Origin of the sequence: Streptomyces sp. x-19, from assembly GCF_046549115.1 — a bacterium.
Classification (GTDB): Bacteria; Actinomycetota; Actinomycetes; order Streptomycetales; family Streptomycetaceae; genus Streptomyces; species Streptomyces albulus_C.
Map to the genome: position 1 here is coordinate 94,383 of NZ_JAJPWK010000014.1, position 20,646 is coordinate 115,028.

The window sequence follows — 20,646 nt, forward strand, 5'->3', positions numbered from 1 at the left end:
TTTCATGAGCCTGAGTGGTCTGCTCGACGCCGTCGTACGGGACCCGGCGCTCGCCGAAGCGGTCAAGGCCGCGGCCGACGGGCACCGGCCGCACGTCGACCTGGTCGGGCCGCCGGCCGCCCGCCCGTTCGCGGTGGCGGCGCTGGCGCGGCGCACTGGCCGTCCGGTGCTGGCGGTGACCGCCACCGGCCGGGAGGCCGAGGACCTGGCCGCCGCGCTGCGCTCGCTGATGCCGGCCGGTGAGGAGAACTCCGTCGTGGAGTTCCCGTCCTGGGAGACGCTGCCGCACGAGCGGCTCTCGCCGCGGTCGGACACCGTCGGCCGGCGCCTGGCGGTGCTCCGCCGGCTGGCCCACCCGAGCGCCGACGACCCGACGGCTGGCCCGGTGTCGGTGGTGGTCGCGCCGATCCGCTCGGTGCTCCAGCCGCAGGTCAAGGGGTTGGGCGAACTGGTCCCGGTGAGTCTGCGGACGGGGCGGACGGCCGATCTCGAAGAGGTCGTCGACGGTCTGGCGGCCGCCGCGTACGCCCGCGTCGAACTCGTTGAGAAGCGCGGCGAGTTCGCGGTCCGCGGCGGCATCCTGGACGTCTTCCCGCCGACCGAGGAGCACCCGCTGCGGGTGGAGTTCTGGGGCGACGACATCGAGGAGATCCGGTACTTCAAGGTCGCCGACCAGCGGTCCCTTGAGGTGGCCGAGCACGGGCTGTGGGCGCCGCCGTGCCGCGAGCTGCTGCTGACCGACGAGGTGCGGGCGCGGGCAGCGGAGCTCGCCGAGCTCCACCCGGAGCTGGGCGAACTGCTGGGGAAGATCGCCGAGGGGATCGCCGTCGAGGGCATGGAGTCGCTGGCCCCGGTGCTGGTCGACGACATGGAGCTGCTGCTGGACGTGTTGCCGAAGGGCAGCATGGCGGTGGTCTGTGACCCGGAGCGGGTGCGGACCCGGGCGGCCGACCTGGTGGCGACGAGCCAGGAGTTCCTCCAGGCGTCCTGGGCGGCCAGCGCCGGGGGCGGCGCGGCCCCGATCGACGTGGGCGCGGCGTCCCTGTGGGGCCTCGCGGACGTCCGCGACCGGGCCCGTGAACTGGGCATGATGTGGTGGTCGGTGTCGCCGTTCGCGGCCGACGAGGCCGAGGCCGACGGGGACACCCTCAAGCTGGGGATGCACGCCCCCGAGACGTACCGCGGCGACACCCAGCGGGCGCTGGCCGACACCAAGGAGTGGCTGGCGGACGGCTGGCGCACGGTGTTCGTCACCGAGGGCCACGGCCCGGCGGCCCGCACGGTCGAGGTGCTGGGCGGCGAGGGCATCGCCGCGCGCCTGGAGGCCGACCTCGGCGAGATCGCGCCGTCCGTGGTGCACGTGGCGTGCGGTTCGATCGACAACGGCTTCGTCGACCCCGGCCTGAAGGTCGCGGTGCTCACGGAGACGGACCTGTCCGGGCAGAAGGCCGCCGGCAAGGACGCCGCCCGGATGCCGGCCCGCCGCCGCAAGCAGATCGACCCGCTCACCCTCCAGGCCGGTGACTTCATCGTCCACGAGCAGCACGGTGTGGGCCGGTACATCGAGATGGTGCAGCGCACCGTCCAGGGCGCCACCCGCGAGTACCTCCTCGTGGAGTACGCGCCGGCCAAGCGCGGCCAGCCCGGGGACCGGCTGTACATCCCCACCGACCAGTTGGAGCAGGTCACCAAGTACGTGGGGGGCGAGGCGCCGACGCTGCACCGGCTCGGCGGCGCGGACTGGACGAAGACCAAGGCGCGCGCCAAGAAGGCCGTCAAGGAGATCGCCGCCGACCTGATCAAGCTGTACTCCGCCCGGATGGCGGCCCCCGGCCACGCCTTCGGCACGGACACGCCCTGGCAGCGCGAGTTGGAGGACGCCTTCCCGTACGCGGAGACGCCCGACCAGCTCACCACCATCGCCGAGGTCAAGGAGGACATGGAGAAGTCGGTCCCGATGGACCGGCTGATCTGCGGCGACGTCGGCTACGGCAAGACCGAGATCGCGGTCCGGGCCGCCTTCAAGGCCGTCCAGGACGGCAAGCAGGTGGCGGTGCTGGTGCCCACCACCCTCCTCGTGCAGCAGCACTTCGGCACCTTCACCGAGCGCTACGGCCAGTTCCCGGTCAACGTCCGGGCGCTGTCGAGGTTCCAGACGGACACCGAGGCCAAGGCGGTCCTGGAGGGGCTGCGGGAGGGCGCGGTGGACATCGTCATCGGCACCCACCGCCTGTTCTCGTCCGAGACCAAGTTCAAGGACCTGGGCCTGGTCATCGTCGACGAGGAGCAGCGCTTCGGCGTCGAGCACAAGGAGCAGCTGAAGAAGCTCCGGGCCAACGTCGACGTCCTGACGATGTCCGCGACGCCGATCCCGCGGACCCTCGAAATGGCGGTCACCGGCATCCGGGAGATGTCGACGATCACCACGCCGCCCGAGGAGCGGCACCCGGTCCTGACCTTCGTCGGCCCCTACGAGCAGAAGCAGATCGGCGCCGCGATCCGCCGCGAACTGCTCCGCGAGGGCCAGGTCTTCTACATCCACAACCGCGTCGAGTCCATCGACCGGGCGGCGGCCCGGCTGCGGGAGATCGTGCCGGAGGCCCGCATCCAGACCGCCCACGGTCAGATGGGGGAGTCGCAGCTGGAGCAGGTCGTCGTCGACTTCTGGGAGAAGAAGTTCGACGTCCTCGTCTCCACCACGATCGTGGAGTCCGGCATCGACATCTCCAACGCCAACACCCTGATCGTCGAGCGCGGCGACAACTTCGGCCTCAGCCAGCTGCACCAGCTGCGCGGCCGGGTCGGTCGTGGTCGGGAGCGCGGCTACGCCTACTTCCTCTACCCGCCGGAGAAGCCGCTCACCGAGACCGCGCACGAGCGGTTGGCGACCATCGCCCAGCACACCGAGATGGGCGCCGGCATGTACGTCGCCATGAAGGACCTGGAGATCCGCGGCGCGGGCAACCTCCTCGGCGGCGAGCAGTCCGGTCACATCGCGGGCGTCGGCTTCGACCTGTACGTCCGGATGGTCGGCGAGGCCGTCGCCGACTACCGCGCGTCCTTGGAGGGCGGCGAGGAGGAGCCCCCGCTGGAGGTCAAGATCGAGCTCCCGGTGGACGCGCACGTGCCGCACGACTACGCGCCGGGCGAGCAGTTGCGGCTCCAGGCGTACCGGGCGATCGCCTCGGCCACCACCGAGGAGGACGTCGCGGCGGTCCGCGAGGAACTCACCGACCGCTACGGCAAGTTGCCCGAGCCGGTGGAGAACCTCCTCCTCGTCGCCGGCCTGCGGATGCTGGCCCGCGCCTGCGGCGTCAGTGACATCACCCTCCAGGGCTCCAACATCCGCTTCGGCCCGGTGGAGCTGCGGGAGTCCCAGGAGCTGCGCCTCAAGCGGCTGCACCCGCGGACGGTCCTCAAGCCGGCCACCCGGCAGATCCTGGTCCCGCGCCCGACGACCGGCCGGGTCGGCGGCAAGCCGGTGGTGGGGCGGGAACTGCTGGCGTGGGTCGGCGAGTTCCTCACGACGATCCTGGGCTGATTCGCGGGGTGCGGCTTTCTCGCCGTGGGGGTTGCGGTTTCGCCTTCGGCGGGGGGTGTGTTCGGGTGGGGGCGTTGTGCAGGACTGCTGCGCTTTACGTCCTGCACAACGCCCCCTCGGGCCCGACCCCTTCCCGCCGTGGAGCGCCCCCACCCGGTGAGGGGGAAGGGGAGAGAAGCCCCGTCGTGGTGGCCCCCTGACCAGCAGTGCGGGTCGGCCGTGCGCAACCGGGGCCTTTCCCTCCTCACTCCAGGGGTGGGGAACCGTACGGACGGCGCGAGGGTGTGGGGCCTTGGGGGTGGGTGTGCGGACGTAAAGCGCAGCAGTCCGCACACCCACCCCCAAGGCCCCACACCCGTCACCCACCACACACCGAAGCCCCACCCCTCACCACCCCCGCCGAAGGCGAAACCCACCACGGCGGGAGAGCCGACAACGTACGCGGGCCCCCGCCGAAGGCGAACGGCGGGACACCCGACGACGTTCGCCTACCCCGGCGCCAGCCGGAACCGCAGGCGACAGATGACCGCCCCCGTATCCCGCCGCACCGCCCGCGCCACCACCGCCCCGCGCTGGTTCTGCAGTACCCGCTGCCACAGGTGCGCAGGTTCTGCCTCCGGGATGAGTACCGTGACCCGCGCTTCGGGGCGACGGGCCGTCAGGTCCGCGACGTAGTCGGCGATCGGGCGGCCGAGCGAGCGGGTGGGGGAGGGCAGTTCCAGCAGGTCCACGCCCGGGTTCCACAACTCCCAGTCGCGGCGCAGCGCTTCGGTGGCCGGCCGGTCCTCGGGGGTGTCGTAGGTGACGGTGACCGCGATGACCTCGTCGCCCAGGGACACCGCCGCGTTCAGCGCCTCGCCGGTCAGCCGGGACAGGTGGGAGACGGGGACGACGACGAGGGAGCGGGCGCGTCGCGGCGGCTCGGGCACCCGGCCCAGGCCGAGGCGGTCGCCGATGCGTGCGTAGGCGCGGTGGACGGCCTCGAAGGCGAGGACCAGCAGCGGCAGCGCGATGACGATCAGCCAGGCGCCCTCGGTGAACTTGGTGGCGGTGACGACCACCGCGGCGGCGGCGGTGAGCACCGCGCCGAGGCCGTTGAGCAGTGCCTTGCCGACCCAGCGGGCGGACCGCTCCCGGTACCAGTGGCGGACCATCCCGGCCTGGCAGAGCGTGAAGCCGACGAAGACGCCGATGGCGAAGAGCGGCACCAGGGTGTTGACGTCGCCGCCGGAGAAGACCAGCAGGGCGGCGGCGACCGCGGCCAGGGCCAGCACGCCGTGCCGGTGGACCTGCCGGTCGGCCTTCAGGCCGAAGACGTGCGGCAGGTAGTTGTCGCGGGCCAGCAGCCCCATCAGGACGGGGAGCCCGCCGAAGGAGGTGTTGGCGGCGAGCGCGAGCAGCACCATGGTGGCGAACTGGACGACGTAGAAGGCCCAGTTGTGGCCGAGTGAGGCGTCCGCCAGCTGGGCGAGGACGGTGACGCCCTCGACGGGCTGGAGGTGGAAGCGGCCGATGAGCAGCGAGAGGCCGATCAGCATGGCGCCGAGCAGGGCGCCCAGCGCGACCTCGGTCCGCTGGGCGCGCCGGGTGGCGGGGGCGCGGAAGGACGGCACGGCGTTGGCGACCGCCTCGACCCCGGTCAGCGCCGAGCAGCCGGACGCGAACGCCCTCAGGAGCAGCAGCGCGCCGACGGAGGTGGCGTTGTGGGCGAGGACGGAGGCGTGTCCGGTGGCGGTGACGGTGGAGGCCGGCGCGTCCCGGAACAGTCCGACCACGATCATGGCCAGGATCGAGGCGACGAAGACGGCGGTGGGCAGCAGGAACGCCCGCGCCGAGTCGGCGATGCCGCGCAGGTTGATCGCGGTCACCAGGACCAGTACCGCCAGGCAGATCCACATCCGGTCGCCGTAGAGGGTGGGGAAGGCGGAGGTGAGGGCGGCGACGCCGGCGGTCACCGACACCGCGACGTTGAGGATGTAGTCCAGGACCAGGGAGGCGGCGGCCATCAGGGCGGAGCGGCGCCCCAGGTGGGTCTTGGCGACCGCGTAGGAGCCGCCGCCGTTGGGGAAGGCGGCGATGACCTGGCGGTAGGACGCCACCAGGACCGCGAGCAGTGCGGCGATGGCGAGGGTGACAGGGAGGGTGAACCCCAGGCCGTGGGCGCCGGCCGCGGCCAGCACCAGCACGATCGCTTCTGGTCCGTACGCGACGGAGGCCATCGCGTCGAGGGAGAGCGCGGCCAGGCCCTGGAGGGCGGTCAGCCGGTGCCGGTCGCCGGCCGGGTCGGGGGCGGGCGCCGGGGTGCCGACGGTGGGGTGAGAGGCGGCGGCCGCCGGGGGCGGCTGCTCGGGCCGGTTTGCGGGCTGCGACACCGTCGACATGGTTCGTCGTACCTCCGTGCGGCACTGGGTGGGACCAGCCCAGCGTGCGGGGGCGTCCGGCGGCCCGCGAGCGGCCTTGGCGCGCCCTTGGCGGACGGCACGGCGATCTTCACGCGATCTTGACGGCACGGTGCCCCGCGCACGCCCGCGCGGCGGCCGGGCGCGCGGCGCACCCGGCCGGCGCGCTCCTGCCGGCCGGGGGTCAGCCGGTCGGCACGGTGACCTCGTAGCGCACTCCGGTGAGGTCCTCCGAGGCCGTCCAGAGCCGGTCGGCGGTGGCGTCGTTCCGCGTCCACGGGGCGCGGAACGACGGGGCCGGGGCGCCGCGGAGTCCGTTGCGCGGCCCGACGAAGGAGTCCGGTCGCATGTGCGGGGCGGTGGCCGCGCACAGCGTCCCCAGCGCCCCGCCGTCCGCGGGCTGGGCGATCAGCCGGTTGCCCAGCTCCACCACCCGCTCGGTGTTCCGCCGGCCCTCCATTCGTACGCCCGCCGTCTGGAGGTTGGTGTGCGCGTAGCCGGGGTGTGCGGCGGCCGCGACGACCTGCGACCCGGCCGCCGCCAGTCGCCGGGCCAGTGCGCGGGTGAAGAGCAGGTTGGCGCTCTTGGAGCGGCCGTAGGCGAGCCAGCGGTGGTAGGAGCGGGTGCCGTTGAGGTCGTCGAGGTCCACGTTGGCGAGCGCGTGCAGCATGCTGGAGACCGTCACGATCCGCGCCCCGGGCGTCGCCAGGAGCTTGGGCAGCAGCAGCCCGGTGAGGGCGAAGTGTCCCAGGTGGTTGGTGCCGAACTGCATCTCGAAGCCGTCCGCGGTGGTGCGCTGCGGCAGTGCCATCACGCCGGCGTTGTTGACGAGCAGGTCCAGCCGGTCGCCGCAGAAGTCCGTGAGGTCCTCGGAGAAGCGCCGTACGGACGCCAGGTCGGCCAGGTCCAGCGGGCGGAACTCGGCCTCCACCACGGGCAGTTCGGACCGCAGTCGGGCCAGTGCCGCGGTGCCCCGCTCGGCGCTGCGGCAGGCCAGCACCACCCGGGCGCCGCGCCGCGCCAGTTCACGGGCGGTGACGTAGCCGAGGCCGCTGTTGGCGCCGGTGACGACGACCGCGCGGCCGGTCTGGTCGGGGATGTGGCTGGTGTTCCACCGGGTCACGTCGTACTCCTCGGTAGGGGAGGGCCAGCCTACGCCGGGTCCTCACACCGCCCGCGTCCGCATCCGGTAGGCCGTGACGGACGCCGACGGATCGTCCAGGCAGCGTCCGGTCTCCAGGTCGAACCGCTGTTTGAGCAGCGGTGACGCCACGAACGGGCGACCCTCGTGGGTGCCGGTCAGGCCGCGGGAGAGGACCGCGGCGCCGCCGAACGGGTCGCGGTTGTCGATGCCGTAGAGCCGGCCCGCCCGGTCGCGGAAGACCGCCACCTGGCGGCCGTCCGGCAGCAGGGCCGCCACCCCGCGGCCCGGGGTCAGGGCGCGCAGTCCGCACACCGTGAACCACGTGTCGGGCAGCCGCAGTTGCACTTCCAGATCGAGGGTCTCGGGGGCCAGGGTCATCGCTGGGGGCTCCTTTCCAGGGCGTCTACCAGGGTCTTTCGGGGACCGGCGGCCGGCCGCAGACCGAGCGACAGCAGCGGCAGGTCGGGCTTGATCTGGTCGCGTTCGGGGACGAAGCCGACGACCGGGTCGGGGGTGTCGGGGGCGTTGACGAAGGAGACGAACCGGGCGAGCTTCTCGGGGTCGGCGAGCGCTTCCGCCCATTCGTCGCGGTAGTGGTCCACGTGCGCCGCCATCAGCGACTCCAGTTCCGCGCAGATGCCGAGGGAGTCCGCCACCACCACGTCGCGGACGTGCTCCAGACCGCCCGGGATCCGCTCCAGCCAGACGCTGGTGCGCTCCAGGCGGTCGGCGGTGCGGAGGTAGAACATCAGGAAGCGGTCGATCAGGCGGATCAGCTCGGCGTCGGACAGGTCCTGGGCCAGCAGGTCCGCATGGCGCGGGGTGGCGCCGCCGTTGCCGGCGACGTAGAGGTTCCAGCCGCCCGCGGTGGCGATCACGCCGAAGTCCTTCGACTGGGCCTCCGCGCACTCGCGGGCGCATCCGGAGACCGCCGCCTTCAGCTTGTGCGGGGACCGCAGTCCCCGGTAGCGCAGTTCCAGGTCGATCGCCATGCGGACGGAGTCCTGGACGCCGTAGCGGCACCACGTCTGGCCCACGCACGACTTCACGGTGCGCAGCGACTTGCCGTAGGCGTGGCCGGATTCGAAGCCGGCGTCCACCAGCCGGGTCCAGATCAGCGGGAGTTGCTCGACCCGGGCGCCGAACAGGTCGATCCGCTGCCCGCCGGTGATCTTCGTGTAGAGCCCGAAGTCCCGGGCGACCTCGCCGATCACGATCAGCTTCTCCGGGGTGATCTCCCCGCCGGGCACGCGCGGGACGACCGAGTACGAGCCGTTCTTCTGGAGGTTGGCCAGGAAGTGGTCGTTGGTGTCCTGGAGCGCCGCCTGTTCGCCGTCCAGGACGTGGCCGTCGGCGCCGATCGCCGGTGCGAGCGAGGCGAGGATCGAGCCGACCGCGGGCTTGCAGGTCTCGCAGCCGTCGGTGCCCCGGGCGCCTTCCCGGCCGTATCCGTCCAGCAGCTGCTGGTACGAGGTGATCCGCAGGGCGAGGACGATCTCGTAGAGCTCCTCGCGGGTCCGTGCGAAGCAGCCGCACAGGCCCGTGTCGACCTCGACGCCGTTCGCCGCGAGCTCCTCGTTGACGAGCTGGCCGAGCACCTTGACGCAACTGCCGCAGCCGGTGCCGGCCTTGGTGCACTTCTTGACCTCCGGCACGGTGGTGCACCGGTGCGCGGTGACCGCGCCGCGGATGGTGCCCTTGGTGACGTTGTGGCAGGAGCAGATCACCGCGTCGTCCGGCAGCGCGGACGGGCCGAGCTGCCCGGGCGCACCGGCGCCCGCCGGGAGCACCAGGTGCTCGGGCGCCAGCGGCGGCACCGACCCGGTGAGCGCGCGCAGCGTCCCGTACGCCTCCGCGTCGCCGACCAGGACACCGCCGAGCAGGGTGCCGTCCCGGCCGATGACCAGCTTCTTGTAGAGGCCGGCGCGGGAGTCGGCGTAGACGACGTCGAGGCAGCCCTCGGTGGCGCCGTGCGCGTCGCCGAAGGACGCCACGTCCACGCCGAGCAGCTTCAGCTTGGTGGACAGGTCGGCTCCGGTGAACGCGGACTCCTCCCTGGCCAGGGTCGCGGCGACCGTCTCCGCCTGCTCGTAGCCGGGGGCGACCAGGCCGTACACCCGTCCGTCGACCGCCTGCGCGCACTCGCCGACGGCGAACACCCGCGGATCGGTCACCGTCCGGCACTGCGCGTCGACGGTGATGCCGCCGCGCTCGCCGACCGCCAGTCCGCAGTCCCGGGCGAGCTGGTCGCGGGGGCGGACGCCGGCGCTGAACACCACCAGGTCGGTGCCGAGTTCGGTGCCGTCCGACAGGCGCATCCCGGTGACCGCCCCGTCCGCACCGGTCACCACCTCCTGGGTGCCGGTCCCGGTGTGGACCGTCAGCCCCATGTCCTCGATGGTGCGCAGCAGGGCCGCGCCGCCGCCCTCGTCCACCTGCACCGGCATCAGGCGCGGCGCGAACTCCACGACGTGGGTGGCCAGTCCGAGCCCCCTCAGCGCGCCGGCGGCCTCCAGTCCGAGCAGCCCGCCGCCGACCACCGCGCCGGTCTTCGCCCGGTGCTTCGCGTACGCCTCGATCGCCAGCAGGTCCTCGATCGTGCGGTAGACGAAGCAGCCCTCGGCGTCCTTGCCGGGGACCGGCGGCACGAAGGGGTACGAGCCGGTGGCCAGGACCAGGGCGTCGTAGCGGACGGTCAGCCCGGAGCGGGCGGTGACGGTCCGGGCGGTCCGGTCGACGGTCTCGGCCGGGTCGCCGAGGTGCAGTTCGATGTCGTGCTCGGCGAGGAACTCCTCGTCGACCAGGCAGAGTTGGGCCGGCGTCGTCCCCGAGAAGTACGAGGTGAGGTGCACGCGGTCGTAGGCCGGCCGCGGCTCCTCGCACAGCACGACCACGCGGTGCGTGCCGGTCAGGCCGCGTGCGGCCAGTGCCTCCAGGAAGCGCTGTCCGACCATGCCGTGGCCGACGAGGACGAGCGTGGGGCGGGGCCGCTCACGAAGAGCCGTCGTGGACATCAGGAGCCTCCGTCGTGGGTGAGCAGGTGGAGCAGGGGGCCGTTGTCGGCCGGGAGGGGTTCGGCGTCCTCCCAGGCGCGGGCGAGCGTGCCGACGGTGCCCAGCGCGCCGACGAGCACCCCGCCGACCAGGCGGTCACCGCGGACGACGACCTTGCGGTAGGTGCCGCGGGTGGCGTCGGCGAGCCGCACCACGTCGTCGCCGGGGCGCGGCGCGGTCTCGCCGAACGCGGCGAGGTCCAGGGCGTCCCGCCCGGTCAGGGTGAGCCGGGTCAGGGCGCGGGTCCCGGTGTAGGCGGGGGAGGTGGGCCGGGGGCCGGTCAGCACCCGGGCCAGCGCGTCGGCCTGTTCCTGGGCGGCGCCGGCCAGTTGGTACACGGTGCCGTGGTGCTCGGCGCAGTCGCCGACGGCGTGGATGCGCGGGTCGCTGGTGCGCAGCGCGCCGTCGACCCGGATGCCGGTGCCGACGTCCAGGCCGGCGTCCCGGGCGAGGCCGGTGCGGGGGCGGACGCCGCAGGCCAGGACGGTCAGAGCGGCGTCGAGCCGGTGCCCGTCGGCCAGCTCCACGGCGTGCACCCGGCGCCCGGCCGGGCCCGCGGCCCCGCCCGTCGGCCGGGTCAGGACGCCGCGCGCCCGGCACTCGGTGTGCACCTCCACGCCGCGCGCGGTGAGGTGGTCCCGGAGCAGCGCCCCGGCCTCCGCATCGATATGACGTTCCATCAGGTGCGTGCCCTGGTGCGCCAGGAGGACCCGCGCCCCGCACGCGGCCAGCGCCCGGGCCGCCGAGACCCCGAGCAGGCCGCCGCCGACGACCACCGCCGGCAGCCCGGGCCGCACCGCCGCGGCCAGCGCCGCGCAGTCGTCCAGGGTGCGGAACGGATGCACCCCCTCCGGCAGCTCCCGTCCGCCGGGTGCGAACAGGCCGCGCAGCGGCGGCAGTACGGGATTGGCGCCGGTCGCCAGGACCAGCACGTCGTAGCCGAACTCCCGCCCGTCCGCGCACCGCACCCGCCGGGCGACCCGGTCGACGCGGGTCGCCCGGACGCCGCCGCACCACCTCACCCCGGGCGCTGGCGCGGGCAGCGCGATCACCTCGGGCGGGTAGCGGCCGGCGAGGACCTCGGCGAGCAGTACCCGGTTGTACGGCGGATGCGGCTCCTCGGCCAGGACGGTCACCGCCGGTGACCCGGGGCCCGCGGTGCCGACCGCCGCGGCCAACTGCTGGACGAGCCGGGCGGCGGCCATCCCGCCGCCGACCACCAGCACCCGCGTCGCCCCGGACCCCGGTGCGGGGTCCGGGCGCGGGATGCCCACGGCCGCACGGTCCGCGACCGTTGCGCCCGGCGGCGCGAGATCCGTCCGCACGGTGTCCGACAGTGTCATGTCCGACAGCCTGCGACGCCACTGTTACCCGCCCGCATCGCCCGCGTTACCCCGGCGGAACACCGCCCTCAGCGGCGCGCCGACCGCACTGTGAGGAGATGTCGGCGGCATGTGCCAACCGCACCGGGGAGCGTCGTCGGACTACCGCGTCGCGCCGCCGACCTGGGCGGGACACAGTCGCCGCGGCTTCGCGTCGCCCCGCAGCCGCGCGTCCACGCAGCCGCCCGGCAGCCCGTGGTACGCCTGCTTGCCGAAGTTGGCCGTGACCGTCAGCACCCCGTCGCCGAACACCGTCCGCTGCACGTTCCGGTCCGCCGTCATCCACCGGAACGACGTCATCCGCTCGGTCCCCGCGGCCTTGTGCAACGGCGCGAAGTACTTCTGCAACGCGGCGAGCTCCGCCCCGTTCTTCGTCAGCGACGGCCCGTCCAGCACGAAGTTCAACGGCGTGTTGTAGAGCATCGCCAGCAACGCCCGGGTGGTCTTCTGCGCCGGCAGCTTGTCGTAGGACAGCTCCCACCGCTCGACGTTGACCAGCGACCCGTGCAGCGCCGTCTCGTACAGCGGCACCCGGTACTTCGGGTCGTACATCGCCGTCGCCAGGTCCGCCGGCAGCGTCACCGGCTGGAAGAAGTTCTTCGGGGCGTTCTGCGGATACCAGCCGCCCCACGTCTCCTTGTCCCGCTCCAGCTTCCACAACCCGTCCGCCACCGGCGTCCCCGAGCCGTGGTCGAAGGCCAGCACGCCGTTGGCCCACGGCTGCGCCGACTCCGAGCCCAGCACGAAGTCCTGCGCCAACCGCCCCATCCGGGCCAGCCGGTTGGTCCGGTCGCCCGCCTTCGTCATCGGGTGGCCCGCGGCGTGGTCCCGGAACACCTCACCGGTCGCGTCCACGTCCAGGAAGTAGCTGTCCGCCCCGTTCGCGGTCATCTTCCGGGTCCGGTCCGCGAGGTAGTGGTGGGCCGGCTCGGCCTGCTCGAACGCCTGCGAACTGAGGTAGCAGCCCCGCCCGCCGAACCCGGTCTCCGCGCTCCCGTCCGCCTTGCGGACGCAGAAGTCCGGGTAGACCGTCCCCGGCCACGCGGAGGTCGGGCTGTCCGCCGACTTCGGGTCCTGCCCGTTGGCGAACGAGTCGTACGGCCCGACCAGGTACCCCGCCTGCTTCGCCGCCCGCACCGCCGCGGCGTCCATCGGGTCCGGCCCGGCGTCGTACCCCAGCCACATCCGGTCCACGCCCAGCTTCCGCAGCCGCGCCACGCCCGCCGCGGTCCGCGCCTCGCCCCACGCGTAGGCGTGGAACGCCCCCAGCAGCTTCCCGTTCGCCGGATTCTTCGCGATCTTCTCCCGCAGGCTGCCCAACTGCCCGTGCTGCGCGAGGTAGGACCGGTAGTCGGCCGCCGGCGCCACCGGATCCCCGTCGGTCAACGCGAACGCGACCTCGTACTCCCGCGCCCCCTCCCCGGCGTCGAAGGCGTGCGCCGCGGTGGTCCGCAGCGACCCGCCCTGCGACGCGAACGCGAGCGACGTCCCGAGGTCGGTCGGCGTCAGGTAGCTCACCCCGTGCCGGGCGGCCCCGTCGCCGCCCATCGCGTACCCCCACAGCGGCAGCGCCAGGTCCGCCCCCACGTCCACCGTGCTGCCGGCCAGCCCGCCCCGCTCCGAGTTCCAGAACGCGTCCCGCACCGGGAGGTCCAACCCCTCGCCGCGCGGCACCTGCACGGCCGACGCGGCCCGGTCCGTCCCGGTCACCGGCCAGCTCACCCGCTGGTCCCGGTCCGAACGGATGCCGATCCGCAGCCGTCCCCGTTCGGTGCGCGCCGTCACCGACAGCCCCTTGGCCGGATACGTCCAACGCGCCCCGTCGGCGGTGCGGGTCACCGGCCCGGGCACCCCGAGCCCGCCGCCGGCCGCCTCGGAGAGCACCAGCTGCGTCCCGTCGTCGGCCCGCGCGCGCACCGCGAGCGTGGTGGTGTCGACGGTGGCGGTCCCCCCGGCGACCGGTAGCACCAGCCGTCCGTCCGCCAGCGTCCCGGCCTCGGCCCGCCCGCACCCGGTGACCCCGAACGCGCTCGCGGTCAGCGCCAACGACGCGGCGACCACCCGGGTGCGCGTCGTCGCACGACCCTTGGCCGTGCGGCCCTTCGATGTCCTGCTCTGCGCAGTCCTGCCCTGTGATGTCATGCCCATGTGAATAGTGGCGGGTCTTAAGAAGGTTCTAAGACCCGGGTTCACGAACCGGGGCGGACCGGACACCCGTCACAGCCGGACGCCGCCCGTGGCGTCGATCACCCGGCCGGTGACCCACCGCGCGTCGTGCGAGGCCAGGAACGCGACCACGTCCGCAACGTCGTCCGGTCGGCCGACCCGGCCCAACGCGGCCCGCGCGGCGGCATCCGCCTCCGCGACCGGATTGCCGCGCAGCCAACCGGCGTTGACGTCGGTGTCGATGACCCCCGGCGCCACCGCGTTGGCGGTGATGCCCCGGGGGCCCAGCGCCGCGGCCAGGTTGAGGGTGAAGTTGTCCAACGCCCCCTTGGTGGCGCCGTAGGCGATGGCCTCGGGCATGGCCAGCCGGCCGGCGCCGCTGGAGACGTTGACGATCCGCCCGCCGTCCCGCAGCCGCTCCAGCCCCTCCCGCACCACGAAGAACGGGGCCCGCACGTTCACCGCGAAGACCTCGTCGAAGTCGTCCTCGGTCAGGGCGGGCAGCGCCACCGGCATCCCGATCCCCGCGTTGTTGACGAGGACGTCCACCACCGGCCGCGGCCGCCCCTCCGCCGCCGGAGCCCATGCCGCGGTGTGCTCGTCGAAGGCCGACCAGAGGGCGGCGGCGTCACCGCGGTGCCCCAGCGGGGCGTGCAGCGCGACCGCCCGGCCGCCGCCCTCCTGGATGCGCGCGACCACGTCGTCGGCGGCCGCCGCGTCACGGGCGTAGGTCAGGGCGACGGCGGCCCCGTCCCGGCCGAGCCGTTCGGCGATCGCGCGCCCGATGCCCCGGCTGCCGCCGGTGACCAGGGCGATCTTTCCGTCCAGCGGGCGGTGGGGGTGGGTCATGGCAGGGGCTCCCTCGCATGCGGCGCGGCGCACCTGCACGCCGCGCGGATGACCGGGACGCTAGGGCCTCACACGGATGTCAGGGTCAAGCCGCCGCCCGCACCGGGGACCACCGGCCCCACCCGACGCCCCTACCCCCTCACCCCGCCACCCCGTCGCCCTTCGTCACCCCTTGTCACCCCTTGTCGCCCTTCGCCAACCTCCGCACCGCCAACTCCGCGTACACCGCCGCCCCGTCCGCCAGCACCGCGTCGTCGAACTCCGCCAGCGGAGAATGGTTGTTGGCAGTGCGCTCCGGGTCCGCGCCGGCCGGCGGCGCGCCCAGCATCATCATCACGCCCGGCACCTCGTCCAGCACCCGCGAGAAGTCCTCCGACGCCGGCAACGGATTCCGCCGCGCCGCGAACCGCTCCTCGCCCAGCGCCTCCCGCACGGTGTGCGCCACGAACTCCGCCTCCGCCCCGTCGTTGACGGTCACCGGGTACGTCTCCACGAACTCCGCGTCCACCGCCACCTCGTGGGCCGCCGCCACGCCCCGGCACACCTCCACGGTCCCGTCCTTCACCCGCGCCTGGGCCGCGTCCGAGAAGCTCCGCACCGTCGCCTCGAACACCGCGGACTCCGGGATCACGTTCTGCTGCGTCCCCGCGTGGAACGTGCCCACCGAAAGGATCACCGGGTCGAAGACGTCGAAGCTCCGCGTGATCCACGCCTGCAACGCCGTCACCATCGCGCACGCCGCCTGCACCGGGTCCTTGGCGCGGTGCGGCATCGACCCGTGCCCGCCCACCCCGCGGACCGTCACCCGCAGCACGTTGGACGCCGACATCATCGGCCCGCCGCGCGCCCCGAACACCCCGCTCGGCTGCCCCGCCGACAGCACGTGCAGCGCGTACGCCGCCACCGGCCGCCGCCCGGCCGCCTCCAGCACCCCCTCCGCCAGCATGTGCCGGGCCCCGTCGTACCCCTCCTCGCCCGGCTGGAACATGAACACCACGTCCCCCGCGAGCCGGTCCCGGTGCGCCGACAGCAGCCTCGCCGCCCCCGTGAGCATGCTGGTGTGCAGGTCGTGCCCGCACGCGTGCATCCGCCCGTTGTCCGCGGCGAAGTCCAGATCCAGTCGCTCGGCCACCGGCAACGCGTCCATGTCCCCGCGCAACAACACCACGGGCCCGGGCGCCGCCCCGCGCAGCACCGCCGTCACCGAACTCAGCCCCGCGCCGGTGCTCACCTCCAACGGCAGCCCGTCGAGTGCGGCCAGCACCGTCTCCTGCGTACGGGGCAGTTCGAGCCCGGTCTCCGGAATCCGATGCAGCGCCCGCCGCAACCGCACGAGTTCACCGGACAGGGCACGGGCATCGTCACGCAGGTCCACGGGCGCTCCTCCTCAGACGGTCCTCAGACGGCGAACTCCCCATTCTTGACCGCGTCCACGAACGAGGACCACCCGGTTACGGACATGGTGATCACGGGGCCGTGGGGGAGCTTGCTGTCACGGAAGGGGACGACGGCGTGGGTGGGGGCTTGAGCGGGGGAGAATTCGAGGCAGTTGCCGCCGTTGGCGTCGCTGTAGGAAGACTTGATCCACTCGACGACGGTGAGACTCAAGTCGGGCTTCATGCTCGATACTCCCTCAGCATTTTCTCGATCAAGGACAGCGATTGGTCTGGGGCCAACGCGTGAGCCCGGAGGAGATCGTAGTCATCCAGGGCTGATTCGACTGTATGTGCGGAATCGTGTATCCGCCCTCCTACCCGGGTCTCCGTGTACAACACCGTCGGCGAATCAGTGAAGTGCAACACGATGAACGGCTTCGTCGATGCGGCCGGAGCGCCTGCCGAGAACGGCATGATCTGTAGGTTGACCTGCGGCGAAACGGCTACCGAAAGAAGATGCTCCAGCTGTCCCGACATGACCTCAACGCCGCCTACGACTGTTCGTAGGCATGCTTCGTGCATGATGGCCCAGAGGAGCGGCGGCGCTTCCCGTTCGAATACCTCACGGCGTCGTAGGCGCGCATCGACCTTGTCCTCGATCGTCTCGGCACTTGCCCCCGAGTGGTACGCGCGAAAGACGGCGCGTGCGTAATCCCTTGTCTGAAGGATCCCCATGGGGAGACTGGTCGAGTAATCCAGGATGCGGGACGCCTTCCGCTCCAGATTCAGGTAGGGAACGAACCATGACGGGTGGTCGCCCTCATCGATCCTCCGTAACATCCCCGCGAACAACTCGCCTGTCCCGAAGGCGTTGTCGCAGCCCTTGGCGAACTTCTGGCTGGGTCTGGGCAGCAGCGTCCCCGACTCGACCTTGCTGACATAGCCGTCGGTGTAGCCCGTCGCCTTGGCCAGGTGCTTCTGCGTGAGCTTGCGCGCCAGGCGTACCTGTTTGACGTCACGGCCGAAGCTCTGCAGCGGATTCAAGTGATCGGGCGTGGTCGTCTCGTCCAACGTTATGACCTCTCGTCATGTGGGCGCACGTCGGTATCGCGGCAGGTCAGGCCATTGAACTCTGCCGTTCAACCGCACCGATCCTATTGCCCGCCGCGTTCTCATGGTGACCAATTGGCTACACCGAGTATCCGACCTGCGGTGAGCAAGTCCCCGGCAACCGACGCGCGTTGGCTCGACGGTGCGGCCACCGCCCCCCTGGAGGATGACGACGATGACCGACGCCACACCGCGCCTTCTGCCGTGGTCGAGCCCCGACGGCAAGCCCTCCTACGTACTCGGTGACGGAACCGGCATGGTCTCCCGCCTGGCCGACGACATCGAGGAAGCCCAACTCTTCCTCGCCGACGGCCTGGTGGAGGACGCCCGCCGCCTCCTCGGCGCCCGGAGCTGGACGGCCGGCGAACTCCATCTCCTCACGGTCGAGTTGACCGAGTCCCTGGTGGAGATCCGCCGCATCGCAGCAAGCCGAGGCGCCCGCCTGCGGACTGCGTCCCCGGTGGAACGGCCGGCCTGACGCCCAGGTCAGAGCCGCCTACGCCCCTGCCTCGGGCGTCCCGAGCGCGTCGAGCCGCCTCAACTCCTCCTCCGTGAGGGCGATCCGATCCGCGGCGAGGTTTTCGTCCAGGTGGTCGGGGGAGCCGGTGCCGGGGGTCGGCAGGAGGGCGGGGGAGTGGTGGAGGAGCCAGGCCAGGGTGATCTGGCCGGTGGTCGCGCCGTGCGCCGCGGCGATCGTCGTCAGGGCGTCCGCGGCAGGGGGCGGGGTGGGGGAGGGGGTAGCAGTTCGTGTGCCGGGGGCGCCCGTCAGCGTGCCGTGGCCCAACGGGAACCAGGGCAGGAACGCCGTCCCGGTCCGCTCGCACAGTTCCAGTACGTCCTCGGAGGCGCGGTCCAGCACGTTGTAGCGGTTCTGCACGGAGGCGATCGGCGCCAGCTCGCGGGCCCGGGCCAACTCCGCGGCTCCGATGCTGTCCAGGCCGATGTGGCGGATCTTCCCGGCCTGTTGGAGTTCGACCAGGGTGCCCAGCTGCTCCGCCATGGGGACGTCGGGGTCCAGACGGTGCAACTGGTAGAGGTCGATGGTGTCCGCCCGGAGCCGCCGCAGGCTCGCGTCGCACATGGCGCGCAGGTGTTCCGGCCGGCCGGCGACGTGCCAGACGTCCGGGCCGGTGCGGACGACGCCGCCCTTCGTCGCGATCACGAGACCTTCCGGATACGGGTGGAGGGCGCGGGCCACCAACTCCTCGGCCACGTCGGGGCCGTAGTTGTCGGCGGTGTCGATCAGCGTGACGCCGCGGTCGACGGCCCGTCGCAACAGCGCCAGGGAACGCGCGGGATCCGCGTGCCGCGGCCCCCAGTACCCGGGGCCGACCAGCCCACCCGTCCCGAACCCGAGCCGCCTGACGGTCAGCGTGCCCCCGAGGGGGAAGTCGGGACGCGCGCCACCGGCCGCACGTGCCTCGACTGTCGCACGGACCCCGGATTCCCCGGCTGCCGCGGTCTGCCCCGTTGCGCCGGGCTCCCGTGAGACCCCGTGCTCCCCGGTCGGCTCGGGGGTCGCGGCGGCGTCGGAATTCGTCTGGGCATCCATGCCCCGCAGCTTAAACAGCGGGTCCGGGAGTCCGGCGCCTTCGGAGACCGGAGCCATCGCCCGCTCCCGGGCGCCGTCGAGCCGGCGGCGACCCGGCTTGAGCGTCCGGCCCGGGGCAACGACAGGGGCTCGCAACCCCAGGGGAACCCAACCCCACCGCCCCCTCCGTTCTCATCCCATTGCACAGCCGCGCGCTGTCGTCTTTTCGTGTGGGGCACCTGTAGTGCGCGCCCTCGGGGCGCTGCTTCAATCGGCTCCGCCCGTAAGCCCCGAACACGGAGGACCTGGCATGGATCTGCGCACCGGGCCGCGTTCGGCGGGGGCTGCCGTGGCGATCCCCGACACCGACTGAGCCGACGTCAAGGACACCGGGTTGCGGAGCGCGAGGCCCGGCGCGTCACCTGACGACCCGCGTGCGCCCGGGTGACCAACCCGGTCCGGCCGATCCGGCGAACGCTGCCAACTCGCGCGCGGCGGAAGGATTTCCGCCGCGCGCGGGGCGTGGGGCGCGTGCGGGGTCAGGCGCCTTGGCCGGCGCTGCCCATCGGGCCCACCTTCACCGGGGAGCCGGGGCCGTCCGAGACGGGCAGCGAGCCGGCGCCCGGCCAGTTGAGGGTGACCGACTTCGTCTCGTCCGGCGGGGTCACCACGAGGCCGGTGATGCGGACGCCGGAGCCGCCCGACGTGTTGATCGGGTAGTGGACGCCGAAGTACACCGACTTGCCGTCCTTGAGGACCATCGGTTCGGCCTTCTCGCCGGTCCGCTTCGCGGACAACGACCCCGCGTTGGTCTTCAGGTCGACGCCCGCGTACCCGGACAGGGAACAGTCCCGGCCGCCGCCGTTCTTCAGCTCCACGGCGACGGTGCCCTCGTTGTCACCGGTGATGGTGCTGTCCTTCGCCGTGACCTCCAGCTCGTCGGTGCGGCACTTGCCGATCTTGCCGTTCTCGTTGGAGCCGGTCCCGGCGAGCGTTCCCTGTTCACCGGAGTCCTTCGCCGCGGAGTCCTTCTCGCCGCCCGCGGACGACGAGCCGGAAGAGCCGGAAGAGCCGGAAGAGCCGGACGCGTCGGCGGACGGAGCGTCCTTCGCGGTGCCCGAGCCCGAGTCCTGGCACGCCGTCATCAGCATGGCGCAGCCGACGAGGGCTGCGGAGGCGAGAAGTGCCTTGCGGCGGTTGCCGGACATGAAAGACCCCTTGATGTGCAATGGTTGAAGCCGTGGCGGCTTCGGTTCCCCAGTACGTTCTTGATCACTATGTCAGTGCTGTGAACCAAGAGACACGAGCGTCGCCGTTCCACCACATCGCTGTCGCAGGCCGGGCACATGCTCACGGTGCAAAGGGTCAAGAAGCGTCCCAACCCGGCCCGTCCAGCATGCGGACACCAACGCGCCCGTGAACCGGAGGGCCTCCGCCCGGCTCCGCGGCACCTGGCGGATGCCGGGGCAACAACGTCGGCAGCACAGCGGTAGCGACGTCGGCAACGCGACGTCGGCAACAACGATTCCAGAGCGGCCCACTGGCCCTTGAGGCTCCCCTCACCCCGCACCGAGATCCTCACGGCACGAGGTGAGACGCGAGACGCGAGGGACCGGAGCCGCTCCGCAACGACTGACTAGGCCCGCGGCTGGGTGAACCGGATCCGGTTGCCGAAGGGGTCGCGGAGTCCGCAGTCGGTCCCGTAGGGGCGCTCGGTGGGCTCCTCGGTGAACTCCACGCCGCGGCCCAGCAGCGTCTCGTAGGTCTTGCGGCAGTCGTCCGTGGTGAAGATGAGCCACCCGCCCATCGCCCCCTTGGTCACCAATGCGCGGACCTGCTCCGCGGTCTCCTCGGACATCGCCGGGGCGCCCGGCTTCTCCAGCAGGATCTGGCGTTCCGGATGACCGGGGACGCTGACGGTCAACCAGCGCATGAAGCCCAACGGGACGTCGGCGGCGACCTCCAGGCCGAGCTTGCCCACGTAGAAGTCGAGGGCCTCGTCCTGGTCCAGGACGTATATCTGCGATTGCGTGATGGCGTTGAACATGTTCCTCACGCTACTGAGCCGCCGCGACGAAAACTTATCCAAAACTGC

At 72.6% G+C, this 20,646-nt stretch carries 15 protein-coding genes; 2 read left to right on the forward strand and 13 right to left on the reverse strand.

Features of this window, described 5'->3' with window-relative positions; translation table 11 throughout:
- The first annotated feature begins 4 nt into the window (after positions 1-4).
- Entirely contained in the window at positions 5-3,541 is a 3,537-nt protein-coding gene (gene mfd / locus ACLJT4_RS27265) for a transcription-repair coupling factor (protein WP_411126085.1), read from the forward strand.
- Between the two features lie 488 nt (positions 3,542-4,029).
- Here mfd and ACLJT4_RS27270 read toward each other — a convergent pair whose 3' ends face one another.
- The 10 genes from ACLJT4_RS27270 to ACLJT4_RS27315 form a co-directional block, all read right to left on the reverse strand.
- Positions 4,030-5,922, reverse strand: coding sequence for an APC family permease (locus tag ACLJT4_RS27270; RefSeq protein ID WP_411126087.1), 1,893 nt, complete (start codon positions 5,920-5,922; stop codon positions 4,030-4,032).
- A gap of 202 nt (positions 5,923-6,124) precedes the next feature.
- A complete protein-coding gene (locus ACLJT4_RS27275) occupies positions 6,125-7,063 on the reverse strand; it encodes an oxidoreductase (protein WP_411126089.1) in 939 nt (312 codons plus the stop codon).
- Positions 7,064-7,105: 42 nt separating this feature from the next.
- A complete protein-coding gene (nirD, locus tag ACLJT4_RS27280) occupies positions 7,106-7,462 on the reverse strand; it encodes a nitrite reductase small subunit NirD (protein ID WP_038519336.1) in 357 nt (118 codons plus the stop codon).
- Positions 7,459-10,098, reverse strand: a complete 2,640-nt coding sequence (gene nirB, locus ACLJT4_RS27285) for a nitrite reductase large subunit NirB (RefSeq protein WP_411126091.1) — start codon at positions 10,096-10,098, stop codon at positions 7,459-7,461. Before nirB ends, nirD begins: the two co-directional genes overlap by 4 nt.
- Entirely contained in the window at positions 10,098-11,480 is a 1,383-nt protein-coding gene (locus tag ACLJT4_RS27290) for an NAD(P)/FAD-dependent oxidoreductase (RefSeq protein ID WP_411126093.1), read from the reverse strand. Before ACLJT4_RS27290 ends, nirB begins: the two co-directional genes overlap by 1 nt.
- A gap of 141 nt (positions 11,481-11,621) precedes the next feature.
- Positions 11,622-13,661: a glycoside hydrolase gene (locus ACLJT4_RS27295; protein ID WP_411126095.1), complete on the reverse strand. Its 2,040-nt coding sequence runs from the start codon at positions 13,659-13,661 to the stop codon at positions 11,622-11,624.
- Between the two features lie 75 nt (positions 13,662-13,736).
- Positions 13,737-14,534: an SDR family oxidoreductase gene (locus ACLJT4_RS27300; RefSeq protein ID WP_411126097.1), complete on the reverse strand. Its 798-nt coding sequence runs from the start codon at positions 14,532-14,534 to the stop codon at positions 13,737-13,739.
- A gap of 175 nt (positions 14,535-14,709) precedes the next feature.
- Positions 14,710-15,909 carry a M20 metallopeptidase family protein gene (locus ACLJT4_RS27305; protein ID WP_411126099.1) on the reverse strand — a complete coding sequence of 400 codons (1,200 nt, stop codon included), beginning with the start codon at positions 15,907-15,909 and terminating at the stop codon, positions 14,710-14,712.
- Positions 15,910-15,932: 23 nt separating this feature from the next.
- Positions 15,933-16,154, reverse strand: coding sequence for a DUF397 domain-containing protein (locus ACLJT4_RS27310; protein WP_411126101.1), 222 nt, complete (start codon positions 16,152-16,154; stop codon positions 15,933-15,935).
- Positions 16,151-16,981: a helix-turn-helix domain-containing protein gene (locus tag ACLJT4_RS27315; RefSeq protein WP_411126103.1), complete on the reverse strand. Its 831-nt coding sequence runs from the start codon at positions 16,979-16,981 to the stop codon at positions 16,151-16,153. Before ACLJT4_RS27315 ends, ACLJT4_RS27310 begins: the two co-directional genes overlap by 4 nt.
- A 214-nt stretch (positions 16,982-17,195) precedes the next feature.
- Between ACLJT4_RS27315 and ACLJT4_RS27320 the strand changes: the two genes are divergently transcribed.
- Positions 17,196-17,498, forward strand: coding sequence for a hypothetical protein (locus tag ACLJT4_RS27320; RefSeq protein WP_411126105.1), 303 nt, complete (start codon positions 17,196-17,198; stop codon positions 17,496-17,498).
- A gap of 18 nt (positions 17,499-17,516) precedes the next feature.
- Here the strand turns inward: ACLJT4_RS27320 and ACLJT4_RS27325 are convergent, their stop codons facing one another.
- The 3 genes from ACLJT4_RS27325 to ACLJT4_RS27335 form a co-directional block, all read right to left on the reverse strand.
- Complete coding sequence (locus tag ACLJT4_RS27325; RefSeq protein WP_411126107.1) at positions 17,517-18,572, reverse strand: aldo/keto reductase; 1,056 nt, start codon at positions 18,570-18,572, stop codon at positions 17,517-17,519.
- Between the two features lie 518 nt (positions 18,573-19,090).
- Complete coding sequence (locus ACLJT4_RS27330) at positions 19,091-19,759, reverse strand: DUF4232 domain-containing protein (RefSeq protein WP_411126109.1); 669 nt, start codon at positions 19,757-19,759, stop codon at positions 19,091-19,093.
- A gap of 428 nt (positions 19,760-20,187) precedes the next feature.
- Positions 20,188-20,598 carry a VOC family protein gene (locus tag ACLJT4_RS27335; RefSeq protein ID WP_016575190.1) on the reverse strand — a complete coding sequence of 137 codons (411 nt, stop codon included), beginning with the start codon at positions 20,596-20,598 and terminating at the stop codon, positions 20,188-20,190.
- Positions 20,599-20,646: the final 48 nt, after the last annotated feature.

Excerpts from the sequence above, each read along its gene's own strand:
- mfd (WP_411126085.1), top strand. The coding sequence starts at position 5 with ATGAGCCTGAGTGGTCTGCTCGACGCCGTCGTACGGGACCCGGCGCTC.
- ACLJT4_RS27270 (WP_411126087.1), bottom strand. The coding sequence starts at position 5,922 with ATGTCGACGGTGTCGCAGCCCGCAAACCGGCCCGAGCAGCCGCCCCCG.
- nirD (WP_038519336.1), bottom strand. The coding sequence starts at position 7,462 with ATGACCCTGGCCCCCGAGACCCTCGATCTGGAAGTGCAACTGCGGCTG.
- nirB (WP_411126091.1), bottom strand. The coding sequence starts at position 10,098 with ATGTCCACGACGGCTCTTCGTGAGCGGCCCCGCCCCACGCTCGTCCTC.
- ACLJT4_RS27290 (WP_411126093.1), bottom strand. The coding sequence starts at position 11,480 with ATGACACTGTCGGACACCGTGCGGACGGATCTCGCGCCGCCGGGCGCA.
- ACLJT4_RS27295 (WP_411126095.1), bottom strand. The coding sequence starts at position 13,661 with ATGACATCACAGGGCAGGACTGCGCAGAGCAGGACATCGAAGGGCCGC.
- ACLJT4_RS27300 (WP_411126097.1), bottom strand. The coding sequence starts at position 14,534 with ATGACCCACCCCCACCGCCCGCTGGACGGAAAGATCGCCCTGGTCACC.
- ACLJT4_RS27310 (WP_411126101.1), bottom strand. The coding sequence starts at position 16,154 with ATGAAGCCCGACTTGAGTCTCACCGTCGTCGAGTGGATCAAGTCTTCC.
- ACLJT4_RS27320 (WP_411126105.1), top strand. The coding sequence starts at position 17,196 with ATGACCGACGCCACACCGCGCCTTCTGCCGTGGTCGAGCCCCGACGGC.
- ACLJT4_RS27325 (WP_411126107.1), bottom strand. The coding sequence starts at position 18,572 with ATGGATGCCCAGACGAATTCCGACGCCGCCGCGACCCCCGAGCCGACC.
- ACLJT4_RS27330 (WP_411126109.1), bottom strand. The coding sequence starts at position 19,759 with ATGTCCGGCAACCGCCGCAAGGCACTTCTCGCCTCCGCAGCCCTCGTC.
- ACLJT4_RS27335 (WP_016575190.1), bottom strand. The coding sequence starts at position 20,598 with ATGTTCAACGCCATCACGCAATCGCAGATATACGTCCTGGACCAGGAC.